Here is an 18,537-nt window from a genome sequence, read left to right as displayed (position 1 = left end):
CGATCGCGGGTCTATTGGAGAGAATCTTTCTGATTGTTGAGCCGTCAGGGATTGAAAATCCCTGCCTCATACGAAAAATCCATTAAAATGGATTACAATTGCAAAATTCTACCTCATCAAATTGACGGGTGCAGTCCTCTTGAGAGGACTTTTTATATGAGACGGTGAATTTGATTCCCCGGCGGATCTCGCCTAGCGATCGCGGGTCTATTGGAGAGAATCTTTCTGATTGTTGAGCCGTCAGGGATTGAAAATCCCTGCCTCATACGAAAAATCCATTAAAATGGATTACAATTGCAAAATTCTACCTCATCAAATTGACGGGTGCAGTCCTCTTGAGAGGACTTTTTATATGAGACGGTGAATTTGATTCCCCGGCGGATCTCGCCTAGCGATCGCGGGTCTATTGGAGAGAATCTTTCTGATTGTTGAGCCGTCAGGGATTGAAAATCCCTGCCTCATACGAAAAATCCATTAAAATGGATTACAATTGCAAAATTCTACCTCATCAAATTGACGGGTGCAGTCCTCTTGAGAGGACTTTTTATATGAGACGGGGAATTTGATTCCCCGGCGGATCGCAAGCGAGCAAGACTGATTGCTATACTAAAATAACCTCTTGCAAGAACGCGAGATTGTCTGGAAACGGTTATGGCAAAGCAAAAAAAAGGGTTTGGCAAGAAAAAGGAAATACCGACACGGAATGCGCGTAAATTGATGCTTGCATTCAGAAAATGTATGGCCGAGACAAAGAACAGTAAAACTGAGGCACATCACTTTTTTAAGTCCCATTTAACTCAGTTAGATGAATCGTTATTAGAGGCATTACCTTTGGTGTTTGGGAAATTCATCGCGAATCAAACATCGACAGAGCAACAAAAGAATGCGGCATTATTTTGTATTTTTGGTGCTTTTATTCAGGAATTTCCTTTAGGGGAGCGCCAAATCAATTTAGAATTGAGCATTGCAGCTTCTCAACTGGCACAAAAAATTTATACCCCCTCTGCATTCCACCAAGATTGGGCAATGACGCAAAACAACCTCGGACTTGCCTACAATAACCGAATCCGAGGAGAGAGGGCTGATAACCTCGAAAAAGCGATCGCTGCTTATGAGTTAGCTTTGCAGGTTTATACTCGCTCTGCATTCCTCGAAAAATGGGCAATGACGCAAAACAACCTCGCAATTGCCTACAATAACCGAATCCGAGGAGAGAGGGCTGATAACCTCGAAAAAGCGATCGCTGCTTATGAGTTAGCTTTGCAGGTTTATACTCGCTCTGCATTCCTCGAAAAATGGGCAATGACGCAAAACAACCTCGCAATTGCCTACAATAACCGAATCCGAGGAGAGAGGGCTGATAACCTCGAAAAAGCGATCGCTGCCTATGAGTTAGCTTTGCAGGTCAGAACTCCCTCTGCATTCCCCGAAGATTGGGCTGGAACGCAAAACAACCTTGCAAATGCCTACGGTGACCGAATCCGAGGAGAGAGGGCTGATAACCTCGAAAAAGCGATCGCTGCCTATGAATTAGCTTTGCAGGTTTATACTCCCTCTGCATTCCCTCAAGATTGGGCGCAAACTCAAAGCAATTTAGCAGAAACGCTAACAAAACGTGCCGAACTAACCGAAAATAGCCAAGATTTAGATACAGCAATTAATTTGCTCCAGTCAGCCCTAGAAGTTTCACCTGTTGGTAGTCCAGACTTCATTGATTCTCAATATTGTTTGGGAACAGCCCTTTCTCGTCGCTACGAGTACAGCCAAAACCCTAACGACTTAAAAGCTCAACAGGCTTATCAAACTGCCTTAGATGCTATTAGCCCCGAACATTACGATCGCCAACAAATATGGCAAGCACTTCCTGCCACCCAATCAATCTTGGGGAGTCGCCTGATCGACGACGGACAATATCAAGACGGATTGCAACTCCTACTCGATAGCGTCCATAAACTCAGTACGGGAAGCGATCTCCATGCCCACGCAAACGCCCTCTTGCAAACCGGACGCGCCCATGAAACCCTCTGCGATTGGGATAATGCTCGTATTGACTACCGCGATGCTTTGCGCCTATACGAGCATTTAAACGATGCCCTCGGAATTGCCCAAAGTCACGAAGGCTTGGGAAGCATTTTCGTTTCCAAAGGACTGCTGAAAAAAGGGATCGGCGAACTCCAGATCGCTCGCGAAGGTTACAATCAGTTAGGAGAAAGCGATCGCGCCGCCAGAATCGACCAACGCTATCAAGCCGCCCAAAACGCCTTTTGAAAGATCGTAGTGCTGAAGTGGGTGCCAGTAACATATTTACAGCTAAAGTCAGCGAGAAAAACATCCCCATTCATAAACTACAATATTCTACTGTTAGCTTAGATACGCTTTTAGAACGGGCGCAAGAGAAATATCCCGATGGGGTTGTCATTGCGATCGACGACCTCGACAAACAGAACCCTCGTCAAGTACGAGAACTGATGCACGACGCGCAAGGAATGCTAAAAGGACGAGCGTGGTTCATGCTAACGGGTCATCCTTACGGCATGACCGGAGATTTATTAACCGACGAACGGGGCTTATTTGACCTGAAACTCTCACTCAAAGAATTCGACCAAGAAACGACCTATCAAATGCTGATCAATTATCTCAATAGTGCGAGAATTGATAATGATTGCCGCGATCGCGAAAATCCCCGTTGTGTTTTGCCCTTCACCCCCGAAACTGCAAAACGCCTCTGTGCCATATCCCTCGGTAAACCTCGCCGTTTCAATCGTTTGGGGCGTGCGATCCTCTCCACAGCAGCAGATTTAGAAGCGGATGCTATTACCCCAGAAGTTCTCAAGCAAGGCTTAAAAGCTGCCTCGCGTACCTTCCGAGAACAAGCCGCATTAGATGCGAGAGAAGAACAAGTGCGCCTTTTCTTAGCACAACGCGGGCAATTATCCGATGAAGAAATATTAATAGAAGATCTCCAACAATTGGGCTTTCGCAGTTTTAGCGAACTGATGCCCTTTTTAGAACGCTTGGAAGATGCAGACCTCGCCCAAAGAAGCGATCGCGACGATGCCACCGTTTACGAATCTCTCCCGCTACCCTCTGAAGAAGATGCAATAGATAGGGGAGAGAATGCCCCCTAAAGCCGTCCTTGTAAGAAATAGGTTTTCATATTCCCCTTACCTTTAATGGCAATTTCCCCGCGTTCCTCAAAAAAGAACTTATCTTTAATCAGTTCGTAAGTGTCCTCCGTAACTTGAATCGCATTCGACTTGCTTTGAGATTCCATACGAGAAGCCACATTCACCGTATCTCCCCAGAGATCGTAAATAAATTTATTAATCCCGATAACTCCCGCGACCACCGGCCCCGTATTGATACCGATGCGAACCTCGAACGGTTGCCCATCCTCTCGCCGAAACTTAGAGATAGCCAACTGCATATCTAACGCCAGATCCGCGATCGCTTCGGCATGATTGGGAGTCGTATCGAGGAGTCCCCCCGCTACCATATACGAATCGCCGATCGTCTTGATTTTCTCCACACTGTGCCATGTTGCTAACTTGTCAAAGGCAGAAAACATTTCATTGAGCAAATCCACTAACTCCGTTGGCGAAATTGTCGCTGAGAGAGAGGTGAAATCGACGATATCTGCAAACAAAATCGAAACGCGATCGAATCGTTCCGCGATGGATTTCTCGTTTTGTTTGAGCCGTTCTGCGATCGCTTTCGGTAAAATATTCAACAACAAGCGGTCTGATTTTTCCCGCTCTATCTGTAGGGCATCTTGCGCTTCCTGTTGCTTGGTAATATCGGCGACAGTCCCTTCGTAATATAAGATATTGCCATCATTATCCCGCACCACCCGCGCATTTTCCGAAGTCCAAATCAAACTATTATCCTTGCGTCTGACCTGTGCTTTAAAACCCGTGACGGAACCCTTGCGTTCGAGGCGTTCTCGGAAAGAAGCCCGTAACTTGGGAGCGACATAGCAGCGATCGATTTGGGGCATCAAAGCCGCCATCTCTGCAAAAGACTCATAACCAAACATGGCCACCAGAGCCGGATTTGCACTGATATAGCGTCCATCTCGCGTGGATTGGAAAATCCCCTCCGCCGCATTTTCAAAGATGCTGCGGTATTTTTCCTCAGCCTTTTCTACCTTCAATTGCATCTGTTTGCGCTTGGTAATGTTCCGCGCCACCCAGATGACGCAATTATTAGGCAAAGGCGAAACACTGGCAGAAAACCAAACGGTGCGATCGGATGAAGGGAAATCTATTTGTTGCGTAGCATCCAAACTATATTCAATATAAACGGTTTCCTCAGTTTCCAAAGCTTCTTGGATATGATCGAGGAAAATTTGTGCCTGTTCTGGGGAGAATACCTCGCGGACGTTTTTGCTCAGCAATTCTGCTTTGGGACTGTAAATTGTTTCCGAGTTTGTGGTCACGATTTTGGCATAATGTCCCTCGGCATCGAAGACGGTAATAATATCTGTCATGGCAGCAAAGAGGGCTTTCAGTTCTGCTTCCGAGGTGCGTAAAGCCGATTCAATACGCTCTCGTTCGCCAATTTCGAGGAGTAATTGCAAGTTTAACTGTTGTAATTCATTAGTACGTTGCTGTACTCGCGTTTCTAGCTCTTCATTGAGCTTTCTCAGTTTCTCTTCCGCTTGCTTGCGATCGGTAATATCTTCAACCGTCCCTTCATAATAGAGAATCTTGCCCTTTTTATCCCGCACCGCCCGAGCGTTTTCGGAAATCCAGCGTAATTTCCCATCTTGGCGGCGCACTTCTGCCTCAAAACCAACGACACCGCCTTCAGTTTCAATCGTATGGGTGAAAATGCGACGGCGTTGAGGATCTACATATAAGCGTTCCTCTAAGTTGTCGAGGTTGGCGATTAAGTCTTCTGGAGAAGCATAGCCGTAAATTCTCGCCAGAGCCGGGTTTGCACTGAGATAGCGACCCTCGGGGGTAGTTTGGAATATCCCCTCGACGGCATTTTCAAAAATGGTGCGATATTTGGCCTCTGCTTTTTGGAGAGCTTCTAAGGCTTGCTGGCGATCGGTGACATCAATGCCGACGGTAAAGGCGGCGCGTCCTTCATCGTATTTTTGGGCAGCAATTAAATAGTTGCGCGGTTCTCCATCGACAATGGTTTCCACTTCGCGAAAATTATCTTGTTCCGGGCTGGCAAAAAAGTTACTGACAAACTCATTAAAGTCCTCGCTGGCTTGTAAAAATCCCAAATTTTGTCCCGCAAAGGCTTCGACGGGAAGATCGAAAGTGTTCGCTAAATGGCGATTAACTCCCAAATAGCGCAGGTCGGCACTAATCCAAGAAACAATTCCCGGTACGGCTTCTAATACTGCTTGTAATTGGTCTTTGGTAAAGTGTAAATCTTCGATCGCGCGTTGGCGATCGGTGACATCGATGCCGACGGTAAAGGCTGCTGCACCATCGTCATATTTTTGTGCGGCAATTAAATAATTGCGGGTTTCCCCATCGACAAGGGCTTCTACTTCGCGAAAATTATCTTGTTCGGGGGCTGCAAAAAAGTCCTGCACGAATTGGTTAAAATCATCGCTGGCTTGCAAGAAACCAATATTTTTCCCTGTGAAGTCTTCGGGAGTCAGGTTAAAGGTTTTGGCTAAATGGCGGTTAACACCCAAATAACGTAGATCGGCGCTAATCCAAGAAACAATCCCCGGTACTGCTTCTAAGACTGCTTGCAGTTGCGCTTTGGAACGGGCAAGGGCATCGAGAGCTTCTTGGCGTTTGGTGACATCAATGCCAACAGTAAAGGCTGCTTTGCCGCCATTGTATTTCTGGACGACAATCAGGTAAGTTCGCGAACTTCCTTGGACGTGGGAGGTGATTTCGCGAAAGTCTTCCATCACCTCGCTGGCAAAAAAGTCGCGAATAAAACTGATAAATTCTTCGCTGGCATTTAAAAAACCAATATCCTGTCCGATGAACACGTCGGGTTTGAGGTTAAACATGCCGGCGAGGTGATGATTGACTCCCAAATAGCGCAGGTCGGCACTAATCCAAGAAACGATTCCCGGTACGGCATCTAAAATCGCTTGCAGTTGGTCTTGGGCGGCACTGAGGGCATCTTCGACGTGTTGGCGTTCTACCACTTCCCCGACGAGGCGATCGCTGACATCTCTGAGAGCCGAGGTTCGTTCCTGAAATTGCTGTTGGAATTCGAGTAAATATTGTTCTCGTTGCCATTCGTTCTGTTTTTGCGTGGTGATATCGCGAACGATCCAGATCGCTTCATTCTCATTAATCGGAGAAATCACCGCAGAAAACCAAGCGTTTTCCCAACGATACTCGAATTGAACGGGATGTTTTTCCTCGATGGCAGTCCGAATGTAGCCGAGAAAGCGATCGGCTTGGTCTCGGGGAAAAATTTCGTGTAAGGTTTTCCCAATTAAATCGTGAGAAAAGGGCGGTAGAGGCTGCGTCGGTGCAACCCGCAAATAACAGCCGCGAGCATCGGTAATCACGATCGCATCGCTGGTGGCGGCAAATAAGGCTCGCAATGCACTGCCATATTCTTGTACTGCTGCTTCAATTTCTTGCCGTTTCGCTCGTTCTCCTTCCAGTTCGGCAATGAGATTATTCGGAATTGCCTGTTGCTCGTTATCTGCTGCTGATTGTCTCTGAACTGGTGACTGGTGACTGGTGACTGGTGACTGATGATTGGTGACTGGTGACTGGTGACTGGTGACTGGTGACTGATGATTGGTGACTGGTGACTGGTGACTGGTGACTGGTGACTGTTTAACGGGTGATGGTAAACAGCCGAGCCAAGGTAGGGGATTTAGGGCGCGATCGCTTTCATAAAGGACGTGAAAACTGCGATCGCGGTAACACCCGATAAATAAAGGGCGAGCGAGGTGTTGGTTGGGGGTAAGACGAACAATTCGTCCGGCTTCCTTGCCCGTTTGCCCGATCGCAGCAGCTCGAAGGCGATGGACATCGAAAGAACCCGCCGCTTCTACGGCTTGTTTCCAGAGATAAACTTGGGTGTAAGCGGCGGCGGCAATTTCGTTGGCGGGAACAAAGGAAGAAGGGGAAAGCGTTGGGGACGGGTTGGGAAAATATGGACTGAGAAAGAAATGTCCCTCGGCCAAATCATTGAAATTCTCAATGTCAGCTAAGGTCAGATTGAGGGCAAAAATAGGGAAGTTTTCGGGATTGAGATTGGCGTTTTGATAGGTCTGGTAGAGATTGTCAGCTTCACCCCCACGGGTATCGATAACAATATCGGGTTGCTCTTTAGCGATCGCGCCTAATAATTCCTCCCAATTCGTATTTTCATCAACTGTTGTCAGAGAAATATCCTCTCGTCTTGGCCATTGTTCGACAAAAATTTTTCCCGTGCGTTGAGAGAGAAGTTCCGTTGAATTGATTAAATAACACCGTTTCCGTTCGGTTTCTTGCAACCAAGCGATCGCGGCCTCGACCCGTTGGTTGGGACAGGTACCGGTATAAAAGACGCGAGAAAAGGTTTCGCCACCGGGATAGCGATCGGCATGCCACAGGAGAATATTGGCAGTCTCAACGAGGGAAAACAATCTTTGGCGTAGCGTTTCAGACGTTCCCCAACTAAAAATTGCTTTCACCCTCGGATCTTCTAAAAGAGTTTGCGTTTGGCGTTCTAATGCCTCGGGATGATTCACTTCAACCGTTGTCATTGGTTCGATCGCTTGACCGAGAATGCCCCCTGCTCCATTGATTTCCTCGATCGCTGTCGAGATGGCTGCGGTAATGAGTTTTGCTGAGGATATCTTCTGCGTTTGCTGCTCGTTTTGCTGGAGGGAAAAAATACCAACGCGAAGGGCTGGGGATGCCGCGTGTTTCATAAGATCCTTATCCTCTACAGAGTGAATATTCAAAGCGCGAGGACTGACATTTGCTTCCTCAACATGAAAGCGGGGTAGAGCATCCAAATCCAAATAATTGGGAATCTCAAAACTTGACATGATAATGGGTTGGGATTTTAGGGAACATCCGAGAGTCGTTAGCGATCGAACTTTTTTTTGATACACCCAAAATTTCCTGAATTCAGGAATGACTTGCTTTTTTCTTTCTGCGAGTTTTTTCTTTGTTGCCGAAGGATGCCCCTATTTGCGTCGAGTTTATGCCTCGATCTTCGGTAAATGCACGCTTTTCTTAACACCTTATCTTGCTATGATACCCTGAAATTGATTGATCGACATAGGGGTACGAACCCGAATCGCCATCGACTGCGAGGGTTCGATGCAATCTCTCGTTGAGGTATTATTGATTGTTCATTGAGAAGCGATCGCGGGAAGACTAAGGTTGATGAGAAAAGATTCGTTCTCGTTTTCGAGGTTGGTTTCCTTTCGCCACTAAACTAAAAATGATTATGGAGCAAAGCGATCGCAGTCCCATCACCTATCAAAATCGACTCTTTTGTCGTTTGGACGGTTTGACCTCGGAAGAACGAGAAAAACGGCACTTGCAGAGATTAAACCAATTGGGATTATTAAATTCTGAGACCATTCCTATTTTTGATGAAGCCGTACAGACTGCTGCTCGCTTTATCGGCTCGAATTCCTCCCATGAGGTCGTTTCAGGATCGTCTCAATTTCCCGAAATGCCAATTTGTTTTATCGGTATTCAGGTGCAGAACGAATTATGGCTGAAATCTGCATGGGGATTATCTCAACTCGGTTTGAGGAACGATCTGGCTGTTTTTCGCAAATTCCCGCACTCCGAATCATTTTGTCAGTATGTTATTGATGCGGCCAGTCCTTTGAGCATCGCTAATATTGCCGAAAACTCCAATTTTGCTCGTAGTTTATTGTTCCAGTATTACGGCATTCACGCTTATTTGGGCGCACCGCTCATTGCTCGCTCGGGGGACTGCATTGGGGCGATCGCGGTGATGGATTTAGCGCCTCGCGAATTTAGCGATCGCGAGCTTGATTTTTTAACTCTAACCGCACGATGGTGCGTGAGTGAATATGAAGGCTCCCTAACGCTACCTGCTCCGATAACCTCTGAAGATGCTTATCTTTCTCCACTCGGTTTGGTATCTCCTGCTGAGAAAATTGCTCTCACTTTGGCCAAAAGTGAGAACGGAATGATTGCACTTTCGCCCAACCTCTTGAAAATGCGTTTGATGGTGGGACTGACGGAGGATTTGCGCAACCCGTTAACCTCTGTGATCGGCATGGCTCGCGTCTTGGAACAGGAAATTTACGGTCCTCTGACGGACAAGCAAAAAAAATATCTCGACATCATTCATACGAGCGGTCAAGATTTGCTCTCTCGCGTAGAAGAGATGCTGGCTGTAGGAGTCCTAGACCCCAACAACGAGCGATTGCAACTTTCTCCAGTGGATGTGGAGATGCTTTGCCAGCAATCTCTCAATCAATTACAATCCCTTGCCGAGCAAGAGAAGCAAACTTTGCGATTGTCGATCGAGCCGGGTAACCGGATCTGGTTGCTCGACAAAGATAAATTACGTCAAGCATTGTATTTTCTAGGTTACAGTCTCATTCAAGCAACGGTTGCGGGGAGCGAGATTCACGTTCATATCTGTCGTAAAATTGAAGATCCCGTTAATCTCCTCCCAGTTCTCAATATTGCTTTCTGGGCGGCTCATCCCTGTTGGCAAGAGACGACACCTCCGACCTCCACTCCGACTCAAAATGAACAATCGCCCCAAAAAACTCTGGCTTTGCTGCTCGAAACGTTACAAACAAATAAACGCGATCGCAAGTTAACTGAAGAGGCAGGACGAGAGACCCTCGGGCTATTGTTAAGCTGTCAGTTAATGGAAATGCACGGAGGGCAAATTACTGTGGAGAAATCCCGAGAAGGTGGCTATCGCTATGTCTTCAAAATTCCCCAACTCGAGCAGTCTCACCAGTTAACCATCCATAATTAACGATCTGAGAGTCGGTTCTTTCTTTCGCTGCTCAAACAAAGTTTAAGAATAGCGGTAACTCAGTCTGGGTGCATGCGAGGAGAATGAAAGACCTCGATGGGGGAGCAAAGATGTCAAAATAGAAAAGTCAGAAGCAAGGGAGTTAATGCTGATGGAACGTTTGCCAAGGGATAGAGGTGCTAAGGTGCGTCCGAGAATGACAGGTTTGCTTCTCGTTCTGGTTTTAATAGTCCTCATTGGCTTAACTCCTGCCATTCGTACTCTAACGGAGTTGTGGTGGTTTGAAGCTGTTGGCTATCGCGAAGTCTTTTGGACGTTGCTGCTGGGGCGATCGCTATCTTGGGCGCTCGTCTTTCTGGTTTTTGCTCTTTTTCTAGGTTTTAATTATCGCCTTGCTCTATATTTAACGCGAGAGCAGACTTTTCGGTCTCTCCCTGCCAGCAATTATTATAAGATTCCTCCCGATGCCGTGGGTCAGTTGTTTAATTTTCTGGCGACTGCAGCGATCGTCTTCTTGGCTTTAATTGCGGCGGCAGCAAGTACGGATATTTGGGAAACTGTCCTAAAATTTTTGCGAGGAACAGATTTCACCACTTTCGACCCGATTTATCAGCGCAATATTGGTTTTTATATCTTTCAACTCCCTTTCTATGTCAGTGTAAGAAATGGATTATTGGCTTTATGTCTCGGAGGATTGGCTCTTTCAATTCCCGTTTATTTATTCAAAGGAAACATCGATCTCAGTCGAGGATGGGCGAGGTTATTCGCAGGCCGAGTGAAAGCACATTTAATGAGTTTATTGGCAGCGATCGCAGTTTTGGTTGCTGTTAGCTATTGGCTGCAACGCTATCAGCTTCTTTATTCTACCGAGGGGGTTGTTTTTGGCACAGGATATACGGATGTTCATACCCGCCAGATCGCTCTCATTTTGATGGGATTTTTAGCGCTTACTCTCGCTGTTATTTTCTTGGTTTCTATCGGTCAAAGTCGCTTGACTTTGCCGTTATTCTCCGTTGGAATATATATCGTAATCTCGTTTATTTTTCAAGGCTTAATTCCTATTTTAGAACAGCAATTAGTGGTTTCTCCTAACGAGCTTACTAAAGAAAAACCCTATATCGAACATAATATTAAATATACGCGCAAAGCCTACGGGTTGGATCGGATAAAAACTCAACTTTATGAAGTTAAATCTAATCTAGATCTACAAACTTTGGCAGAGAATTCGGCAACGATTGATAATATTCGTTTGTGGGACAATCGCCCCCTTTTAAGTACCTACAAAGAACTACAAGAAATTCGTCCTTATTATCACTTCAAAGATGTCGATATCGATCGCTATACTATCGATAATACTTATCGACAAGTGATGCTTTCTGTACGAGAACTCGCTTACGATCAAGTACCTCCACGCGGTCAAACATGGGTTAATCAACATTTAAAATATACTCATGGTTATGGTTTAGTGATGAGTCCTGTTAATCAAGTGAATCCTGAAGGCTTACCAAAATTATTAATCAAAGATATTCCGCCAATTGCGACAACAGATTTAGAGATTGAAGAACCGCGAATTTATTATGGAGAAAATACCGATCGCTATATTTTTACTGGCATGGATACCGATGAATTTGACTATCCTGACGGTAAAAAAAATGCAGCCTATCGGTATTCTGGAGCAGGTGGTGTTCCCATTCCGGGATTTTTTAATCGTCTCATTTATGCGTTTCATTTTGGCGATTTAAAACTTTTAATATCGGGTTATTTTACTCCCGATTCGCGTATTTTATACCACCGTCAAATTCGCGATCGCGTCCAGAGAATTATTCCTTTTCTTCAACTCGATCGCGATGCTTACCCGATTATTGTGGACAAACGATTAAAATGGATCTTTGATGCTTATACAACAAGCGATCTCTACCCTTATTCCGAGCCTTCTTTTGAACCCGCTATTCCGAAATTAAATTACATCCGCAATTCCGTCAAAATTGTAGTCGATGCCTATGATGGAACAATGCAGTTTTTTGCAATGGATGAAGACGATCCAATATTGACAACATATCGTCGTATTTTTCCTCATCTTTTTCAATCTTCCGAGGAGGTTCCTGCGGCAGTTCAAGAACATTTTCGCTATCCCATCGATCTTTTTAACATTCAAGCCCAAAAGTATCTTGTTTATCACATGACCAATCCCGAAGTATTTTACAACCGGGAAGATATGTGGGCAATTCCTTTACAAATTTATGAAGGGCAAAAAGAAAAAATGAATCCTTATTACACAATTATGCGCCTTCCTCAATCCAAACAAGAAGAATTTGTCTTAATTCTGCCCTTTACTCCGGTAGAAAAATCAAATATGGTAGCTTGGATGGCGGCTCGTTCCGATGGGGAAAATTATGGAAAAACCCTCGTTTATGAATTTTCTAAACAACAGCTTATTTTTGGACCCATGCAGCAGGAAGCTCGGATCGATCAAAATCCCACAATTTCGCAGCAGTTAACGTTATGGAGTCAAAAAGGATCGAAAGTTATTCGAGGGGATTTGTTAATTATTCCCATTGAAGATTCTTTACTTTATATCGAACCCGTCTATTTACGAGCAGAAACAGGACAGTTACCAGAACTCAAACGAGTGATTGCTATTTACGATCAAAAAAGCGTCATGGAAAATAGTTTAGAATCTGCTTTAGCGGCGCTTTTTGGTTCTGCGTCTCCGACGAGTTCTCAACCACAAAAAGAAAATGAAAATAACACTGAAACCTCTTCATTGGTTCAATCTGCGTTAGAAACCTATCAAAAGGCACAAGAATCTTTAAGAACTGGAAATTGGTCGGAATACGGTCGCTTCAATCAGGAGTTGGAGCAGATTTTGTTACGCTTGAATCGGGAGTAAAAAACGCGATCGCATTCTGAGCTCACCAGAGATTTTTAATCAACTATAGACAAAATAACAGCTTAGTTTTCCCGATGGCTACCTTCATTGCTTCAGCCAAAAAACCTGAAGAAAAAGAGGCTTATAGATTTCTAAAACACCGGGTAGAACAAAAGGAGCTTGATTAAGCAGTGCGATCGCCTTATTAACTAATATCAGCAGTTTGTGGCGCGATCGCGACAAAATATTACAATCTACCCCATTGGGGGATTCAGAGCCAGTGGGAGTGATGTAGACTTTATTACCACAGTTTAGGATGGTTAACGGAGCTTCACGAGCATGGGAGAGACATGGAAATCAACGGCAATTATTACGGGCGCATCATCGGGAGTCGGATTGTATGCGGCGAAAGCACTAGCAGCAAAAGGCTGGTTTGTGGTGATGGCTTGTCGGGATATTATCAAAGCGAAAAAAGCCGCGCAAGATTTACAAATCCCTGAAGAAAACTATACCGTCATGGAGATTGATCTCGCATCCTTAGATAGCGTGCGTCAATTTGTCAAAACCTTTCGAGAAAGCGAGCGATCGCTAGAAGCTCTCGTTTGTAATGCGGCGGTTTATTTACCTTTACAAAAAGAACCTCTCCGCAGTCCCGACGGCTATGAATTAAGCGTTGCGACTAATCATCTCGGGCATTTCTTGCTCTGCAATCTCATGTTAGATGATTTGCGGAGATCTCCCGTCCCGACAAAACGGCTGGTAATTTTAGGCACTGTTACCGCCAATAGTAAAGAATTAGGGGGTAAAATTCCCATTCCTGCACCTCCCGATCTCGGTGATTTGCAAGGATTTGAAGCAGGGTTCAAAGAGCCGATTGCTATGATTAACGGTAAAAAATTTAAGTCTGGGAAAGCCTACAAAGATAGCAAGCTCTGTAATATGCTCACTGCACGAGAATTGCATCGCCGCTATCACAATACAACGGGGATTGTCGTCAGTTCCATCTATCCCGGTTGCGTCGCAGATACTCCTCTATTCCGCAATCATTTCCCTCTCTTTCGTACAATTTTTCCTTGGTTTCAAAAGAATATTACCGGCGGTTATGTCACTCAAGAACTCGCAGGAGAAAGAGTTGCGGAAGTTGTCGCCGATCGCAACTATACTAAATCGGGAGTGCATTGGAGTTGGGGAAATCGCCAGCAGGAAGGCCGTGAAGCCTTTGTACAGGAACTTTCCGCCGAGGGGAGCGATGATGCTAAGGCCAAGAAAATGTGGGATTTAAGCGAAAAATTAGTTGGGTTGGCTTAGTCAAATCAAAATAAACTTAACTGTTTAGGGGGCATTTTTAAACGATTCCACGGCAATTCTGGAACGGATGTCCCCTGTTTTTCTAATAAGGCTTGAAAATCTCGTGCGGTGTGGGGAGAATGTTCTTCTTCGGGACAGTGAACGAAAAAATAAATCGTTTTTCCTGCTTGCAACCAGCGATCGATTTGTTGCGCCCACTCTTGCAGAAAGATTTGATTAAATTGAGATTGAGGATGGGAAATAAAGCGAATGAGACTAAAATCGCTGGTGACAATTGGCTGTAAAGGAACATCGGGTTTGCGGGTGCGGGAATGCAATTGCGGATCGTCGGAAGATTCATAAACGGGACGGGTATCGAGGAGGACTCGTCCAATATTGAAGGTTTGCAATAATTGATTTAAGCGATCGCAATTTGGCTCTTTAAACCAATCAATATGGCGTACTTCTAGGGCGAGTTTATAGTCTTTTCGAGGAAGTTGCGAGAGGAAAGATTTAAGGTCTTCAAATGCTTCTGGGCTATAACTGGGAGGAAGTTGAATGAAGGTGACACCCAAGCGATCGCCGAGTCCTCTCATTCGTTCTAAAAAAGCGATCGCGTCTGCCAATTTCGGTATTAATAAATCGCCGTGAGTAACGGTTTTCGGCATTTTAGGGCAAAAATGAAATCCCGGTGGCATTTGAGCCGCCCAGCGCTCTATAACTTCGGGATTTGGGACTGCGTAGAAGGTGGTGTTGCCCTCGACGGCGGTGAAGCGATCGGCATACAAGCGCAAAAAATCTCCCTGTTTCGTTTTCTCTGGATAAAAATCTCCCACCCATCCTTTATACGACCAAACTGCACACCCCAAATAAAAACTCATCTTTTGTTATTGGTTATCTGTTGTTGGTTATAGGGTTAATTATATCACTCTGCTCATTATCTTTATTTTTGGATGATTTTTAATATATTTTTGGATTTCAAGATCGATAAAATCATGCCGGAATATTCTGATGTGCGATCGCACATTTCCTCTACCCGTTTTTTCAAAAGTTGTTTCAGCATGGGATCGGATTCTTTTTTATACCGTTCTATCACATGATTTAAGTCTTCTATTTTTTCGATTTTTCTCAAAATTAGAGGTGTTCTGGTACCATTATGAAGTTCTAGAATTTTTACGCTGATTTCTGCTCTCGATTCACCACTTTTCCAACCAACAGTAGCTCCATAATGTTCGATTAGAGATTCTACATCATCTTTGTAAGGATCTAAAAATTCTTGCCCTTCTTTATAATAGTCTCTTTTTCTACGATTACATTCAGAGCAAGCAATTGTTAAATTGTGCCAAGTAAAATGTAGGCTTTTATTTTTAGAGGTTGGAATTTTATGTTCGATATCACCCGGAGTATTCTGTCCTATTTTGCTCTCGCAATAAATACATTTATCACCAGTCTCTTTTTTTAAAGTGTCTTTGATTTCCTTATCGCGATATTTAGTTTTCTTATAGTCATTTTTAGGATCTGCCAAATAATCTTGTAGCCATTTTTCTTTATTTTTAGATAAAATTTCAGGTTCGTCTAATTTTTGCAAATTTCTCATTTCTTATTGATACTTAATTTTAATGAAAGTTAAATTCTGAAATCTGATCGGAGATTCCTAAATCTTCTAACAATGCAAATAAATGATTTGCTCTTTCTTCCGGTGTTTGTTCGTCAAGAGATTCGAGCAATTTTTTTACTCTCTCTTCTACCCAAACAGGTAAATTAGAGGGAACATCGAGGATCTCTCTCAGAATTTTATTAGGAGTTCCCGATAAATCTGCTTCTTCAATCTTAAGAGATTCAACTCGATTATTTTCATTATATATCAATCCATAAACATTGGCTTCTGGCATTGAAGAAACAACAAAAGGACTATGAGTTGCAATAATAAATTTGTATTTTGGGAATGCTTTTGCTAAAGAAGGTAACAAGGTTCTTTGCATACTGGGATGTAAATGATTTTCAGGTTCATCTATTGTAACAGTACATTGTTCTTTATCTGCTCCATACATATGAATTTGCCATGCCATACCTAGTAAAGCATTAATTCCTCCAGACATAGCATCTAAGGAAAAATCCCCCGATCGTGTTATGAGAACAACATCAGGCATTCTAATTTCAATTTTCTCAAATCCAATACTTTCAGGCATTATTTTTCTTAAGATTTCCTGAAACTCTTCAAAGACCTTGAGATATTCTTGATTTGGTATAACAGCTTGATTACCATATCCAAATAATGCAAGAGAAATTAAGGATTGTTTTAAGATTAATCCTGGGTTTCTCACATTGTCTGAATTGTATGAGGCGAACAAAAAACTTTGATAATCTTGATACTGTTGTTGGATCGTTTTCGGATTTGTAGGAATTTGAGCTACCTGTTGATAAGTAGCATTAGGTCGATGCGAAGGAATATGCAAACCTATAACGCTTTGCATATTCTGAAATGTTAGATTGTATCTGGCATTTACAATTTCTTTGGTTTGTAAATTAGATTTAACACCATTGCTATATTCAATATGACCAATTAGAATTACATTATTACTGCTTTTCGATTCTGGGCTTTCAAACAATTTGAATATATCAGAGAAAAATTTCTTTTTCGTTTTCTTATTGATAAATGGAGTTGATACAAAATTCATATTCCAGCCAAAATGTCTGTTCAATATATTTAAAATAGTGGTTTTTCCGCATCCATTTTGACCTGTTAAAACTGTAACTTGATTGCTCAAATCAAGATCGATCAAATTAAATTGTCTCCAGTTGTCAAGATGAATCTTAGCAAATGTGTTGACTTTTGCATTATTTGCATTAGATTTTGTATCTCCAAGTAAGGCCATAATATTGTTCCCTTGTCATATGATGAGTTTGAGAAAATAACTATCTTGACTCAACTCTATTATATACTTAAAACAGGGCAAACATTTATTTGCCCTGTTTTAAATAATATGTAAGCGATCGCTTGCAATCAAACAAGCAATTAAACTACTGCTTCCTCCTTCACCAACTTATCCCAACCCAAATCCTTGAGAGAATTGTTACGACGAAGGGGACGAGTGACTAATTCGAGAATATCTCGTGAATTGGTAAACCCGTGCATTTGAGCAAAGGTAAATTCTACCGACCATTTAGTATTAATTCCTCGCGCTTCTAACGGATTTGCATGAGCCATTCCTGTAATCACCAAATCCGGTTCTAAATCGTAAATTCGCTGAATTTGGTTGTAATTGTCGGGTTTTTCCACAATTGTTGGTGCGGGAACTCTCATATCCTGACAGGTTTTTGCTAACAATTCTAATTCAGCTTTTTGATAGCGTTTATCCATGTAAGGAATACCAATTTCAGGAACTGTCATTCCCGCACGAATGAGAAAACGCGCCAAAGAAACCTCGAGCAAATTGTCTCCCATGAAGAAAACAGATTTACCGCGAATGAGTTGGAGATAGTCTTCCATACTCGCCCAAATTGCCGCTTCTCGTTCTTCTAATCCTTGAGGTTCGATATTAAAGACCGAGCAAATTTTTTCGATCCAGGCGCGAGTTCCATCAGGACCGATCGGAAATGGCGCACCAATGAGTTTACACTTACGACGGCGCATTAATGTGGTTGCAGTGCGAGAAAGGAAAGGATTCACGCCAGCAACATAATAACCTTCTTCTACAACCGGTAATTCCGTATAACGCTTAGCTGGCAACCAACCCGATACTTTAATCCCTTGCTTTTTCAGTTCTAGAGATAGGTTAGTTACGACGGGATCGGGAAGCGAACCAAATAAGACTAAAGGTGGATGATCTTTGAATTCTGATTCTTCTGTTGTTCCTTCATCTGTTTTGCGTCCGAAATTGAGGAGTTTTTGAATGGCATTGCGATCGCCTTTTTCATCCTCTTTCACCTGTGCTTCTTTGGGACAGCGTTGTGCCATTGCTGCGAGGACGGTATCTTCTCCTTGAGTGAAAGCATAATCCAAGCCATTTGCCCTTGCAACGACAATGGGAATACCGATTTCTGCCTCTAACTTGGGAGCTAATCCTTCCAAGTCCATTTTAATGATTTCTGTGGTACAAGTGCCGATCCAAACGATGACGCTAGGATTGCGATCGCGTTTAATTTGGTCGCACAATCTTTTCAGTTCTTCGTAATCATTGAGTTTGGCAGAAATGTCCCCTTCTTCCAACTCTGCCATTGCATAACGAGGTTCTGCAAAAATCATGACTCCCATTGCATTTTGCAGGAAGTAACCGCAAGTTTTCGTCCCGATTACCAAAAAGAAACTATCTTCAATCTTTTGGTACAACCAAGCAACGCAACTAATCGGACAAAACGTATGATAATTCCCTGTTTCACACTCAAAATTCAATGCTTCAGGTTCTTGTTGTGCAACTGTCATGCCTTAATTCTCCTTTAAATAATGAAAATGAACA

Annotated in this window: 10 protein-coding genes; 5 read left to right on the top strand and 5 right to left on the bottom strand. The window is 43.6% G+C overall.

Features of this window, described 5'->3' with window-relative positions:
- Positions 1–651 precede the first annotated feature (651 nt).
- Positions 652–2,268 carry a tetratricopeptide repeat protein gene (locus tag AC6RV6_RS14840; protein ID WP_500241642.1) on the top strand — a complete coding sequence of 539 codons (1,617 nt, stop codon included), beginning with the start codon at positions 652–654 and terminating at the stop codon, positions 2,266–2,268.
- Positions 2,265–3,128: a hypothetical protein gene (locus AC6RV6_RS14835; RefSeq protein WP_500241641.1), complete on the top strand. Its 864-nt coding sequence runs from the start codon at positions 2,265–2,267 to the stop codon at positions 3,126–3,128. The genes AC6RV6_RS14840 and AC6RV6_RS14835 overlap by 4 nt, the downstream gene beginning before the upstream one ends.
- On the opposite strand, the gene AC6RV6_RS14830 is transcribed toward AC6RV6_RS14835, so the two are convergent.
- Complete coding sequence (locus AC6RV6_RS14830) at positions 3,125–7,987, bottom strand: PAS domain S-box protein (protein WP_500241640.1); 4,863 nt, start codon at positions 7,985–7,987, stop codon at positions 3,125–3,127. The two genes, AC6RV6_RS14835 and AC6RV6_RS14830, sit on opposite strands and share 4 nt — an antisense overlap.
- 401 nt (positions 7,988–8,388) lie before the next feature.
- Between AC6RV6_RS14830 and AC6RV6_RS14825 the strand changes: the two genes are divergently transcribed.
- The 3 genes from AC6RV6_RS14825 to AC6RV6_RS14815 all read left to right on the top strand — a co-directional run bounded on the left by AC6RV6_RS14825 (position 8,389) and on the right by AC6RV6_RS14815 (position 14,101).
- On the top strand, positions 8,389–9,924 hold the full coding sequence (locus AC6RV6_RS14825) for a GAF domain-containing sensor histidine kinase (protein ID WP_500241639.1): 1,536 nt from the start codon (positions 8,389–8,391) through the stop codon (positions 9,922–9,924).
- 145 nt (positions 9,925–10,069) lie between these two features.
- Entirely contained in the window at positions 10,070–12,814 is a 2,745-nt protein-coding gene (locus AC6RV6_RS14820) for a UPF0182 family membrane protein (protein WP_500241638.1), read from the top strand.
- A 318-nt stretch (positions 12,815–13,132) separates the two neighbouring features.
- Positions 13,133–14,101: a protochlorophyllide reductase gene (locus tag AC6RV6_RS14815; RefSeq protein WP_500241637.1), complete on the top strand. Its 969-nt coding sequence runs from the start codon at positions 13,133–13,135 to the stop codon at positions 14,099–14,101.
- Positions 14,102–14,106: 5 nt separating this feature from the next.
- On the opposite strand, the gene AC6RV6_RS14810 is transcribed toward AC6RV6_RS14815, so the two are convergent.
- The 4 genes from AC6RV6_RS14810 to AC6RV6_RS14795 form a co-directional block, all read right to left on the bottom strand.
- Entirely contained in the window at positions 14,107–14,961 is an 855-nt protein-coding gene (locus tag AC6RV6_RS14810; RefSeq protein ID WP_500241636.1) for a DUF72 domain-containing protein, read from the bottom strand.
- Between the two features lie 62 nt (positions 14,962–15,023).
- Entirely contained in the window at positions 15,024–15,677 is a 654-nt protein-coding gene (locus AC6RV6_RS14805) for an HNH endonuclease signature motif containing protein (RefSeq protein WP_500241635.1), read from the bottom strand.
- A gap of 19 nt (positions 15,678–15,696) precedes the next feature.
- The gene (locus tag AC6RV6_RS14800) at positions 15,697–16,956 is read right to left on the bottom strand and encodes an AAA family ATPase (protein ID WP_500241634.1); all 1,260 of its coding nucleotides are present in this window, start codon (positions 16,954–16,956) and stop codon (positions 15,697–15,699) included.
- Between the two features lie 140 nt (positions 16,957–17,096).
- Positions 17,097–18,503: a ferredoxin:protochlorophyllide reductase (ATP-dependent) subunit N gene (locus tag AC6RV6_RS14795; RefSeq protein ID WP_500241633.1), complete on the bottom strand. Its 1,407-nt coding sequence runs from the start codon at positions 18,501–18,503 to the stop codon at positions 17,097–17,099.
- Positions 18,504–18,537 lie beyond the last annotated feature (34 nt).

The organism is Spirulina sp. LEGE 11439 (assembly GCF_059821285.1).
This window is presented reverse-complemented; position numbering and strand designations above follow the sequence as displayed.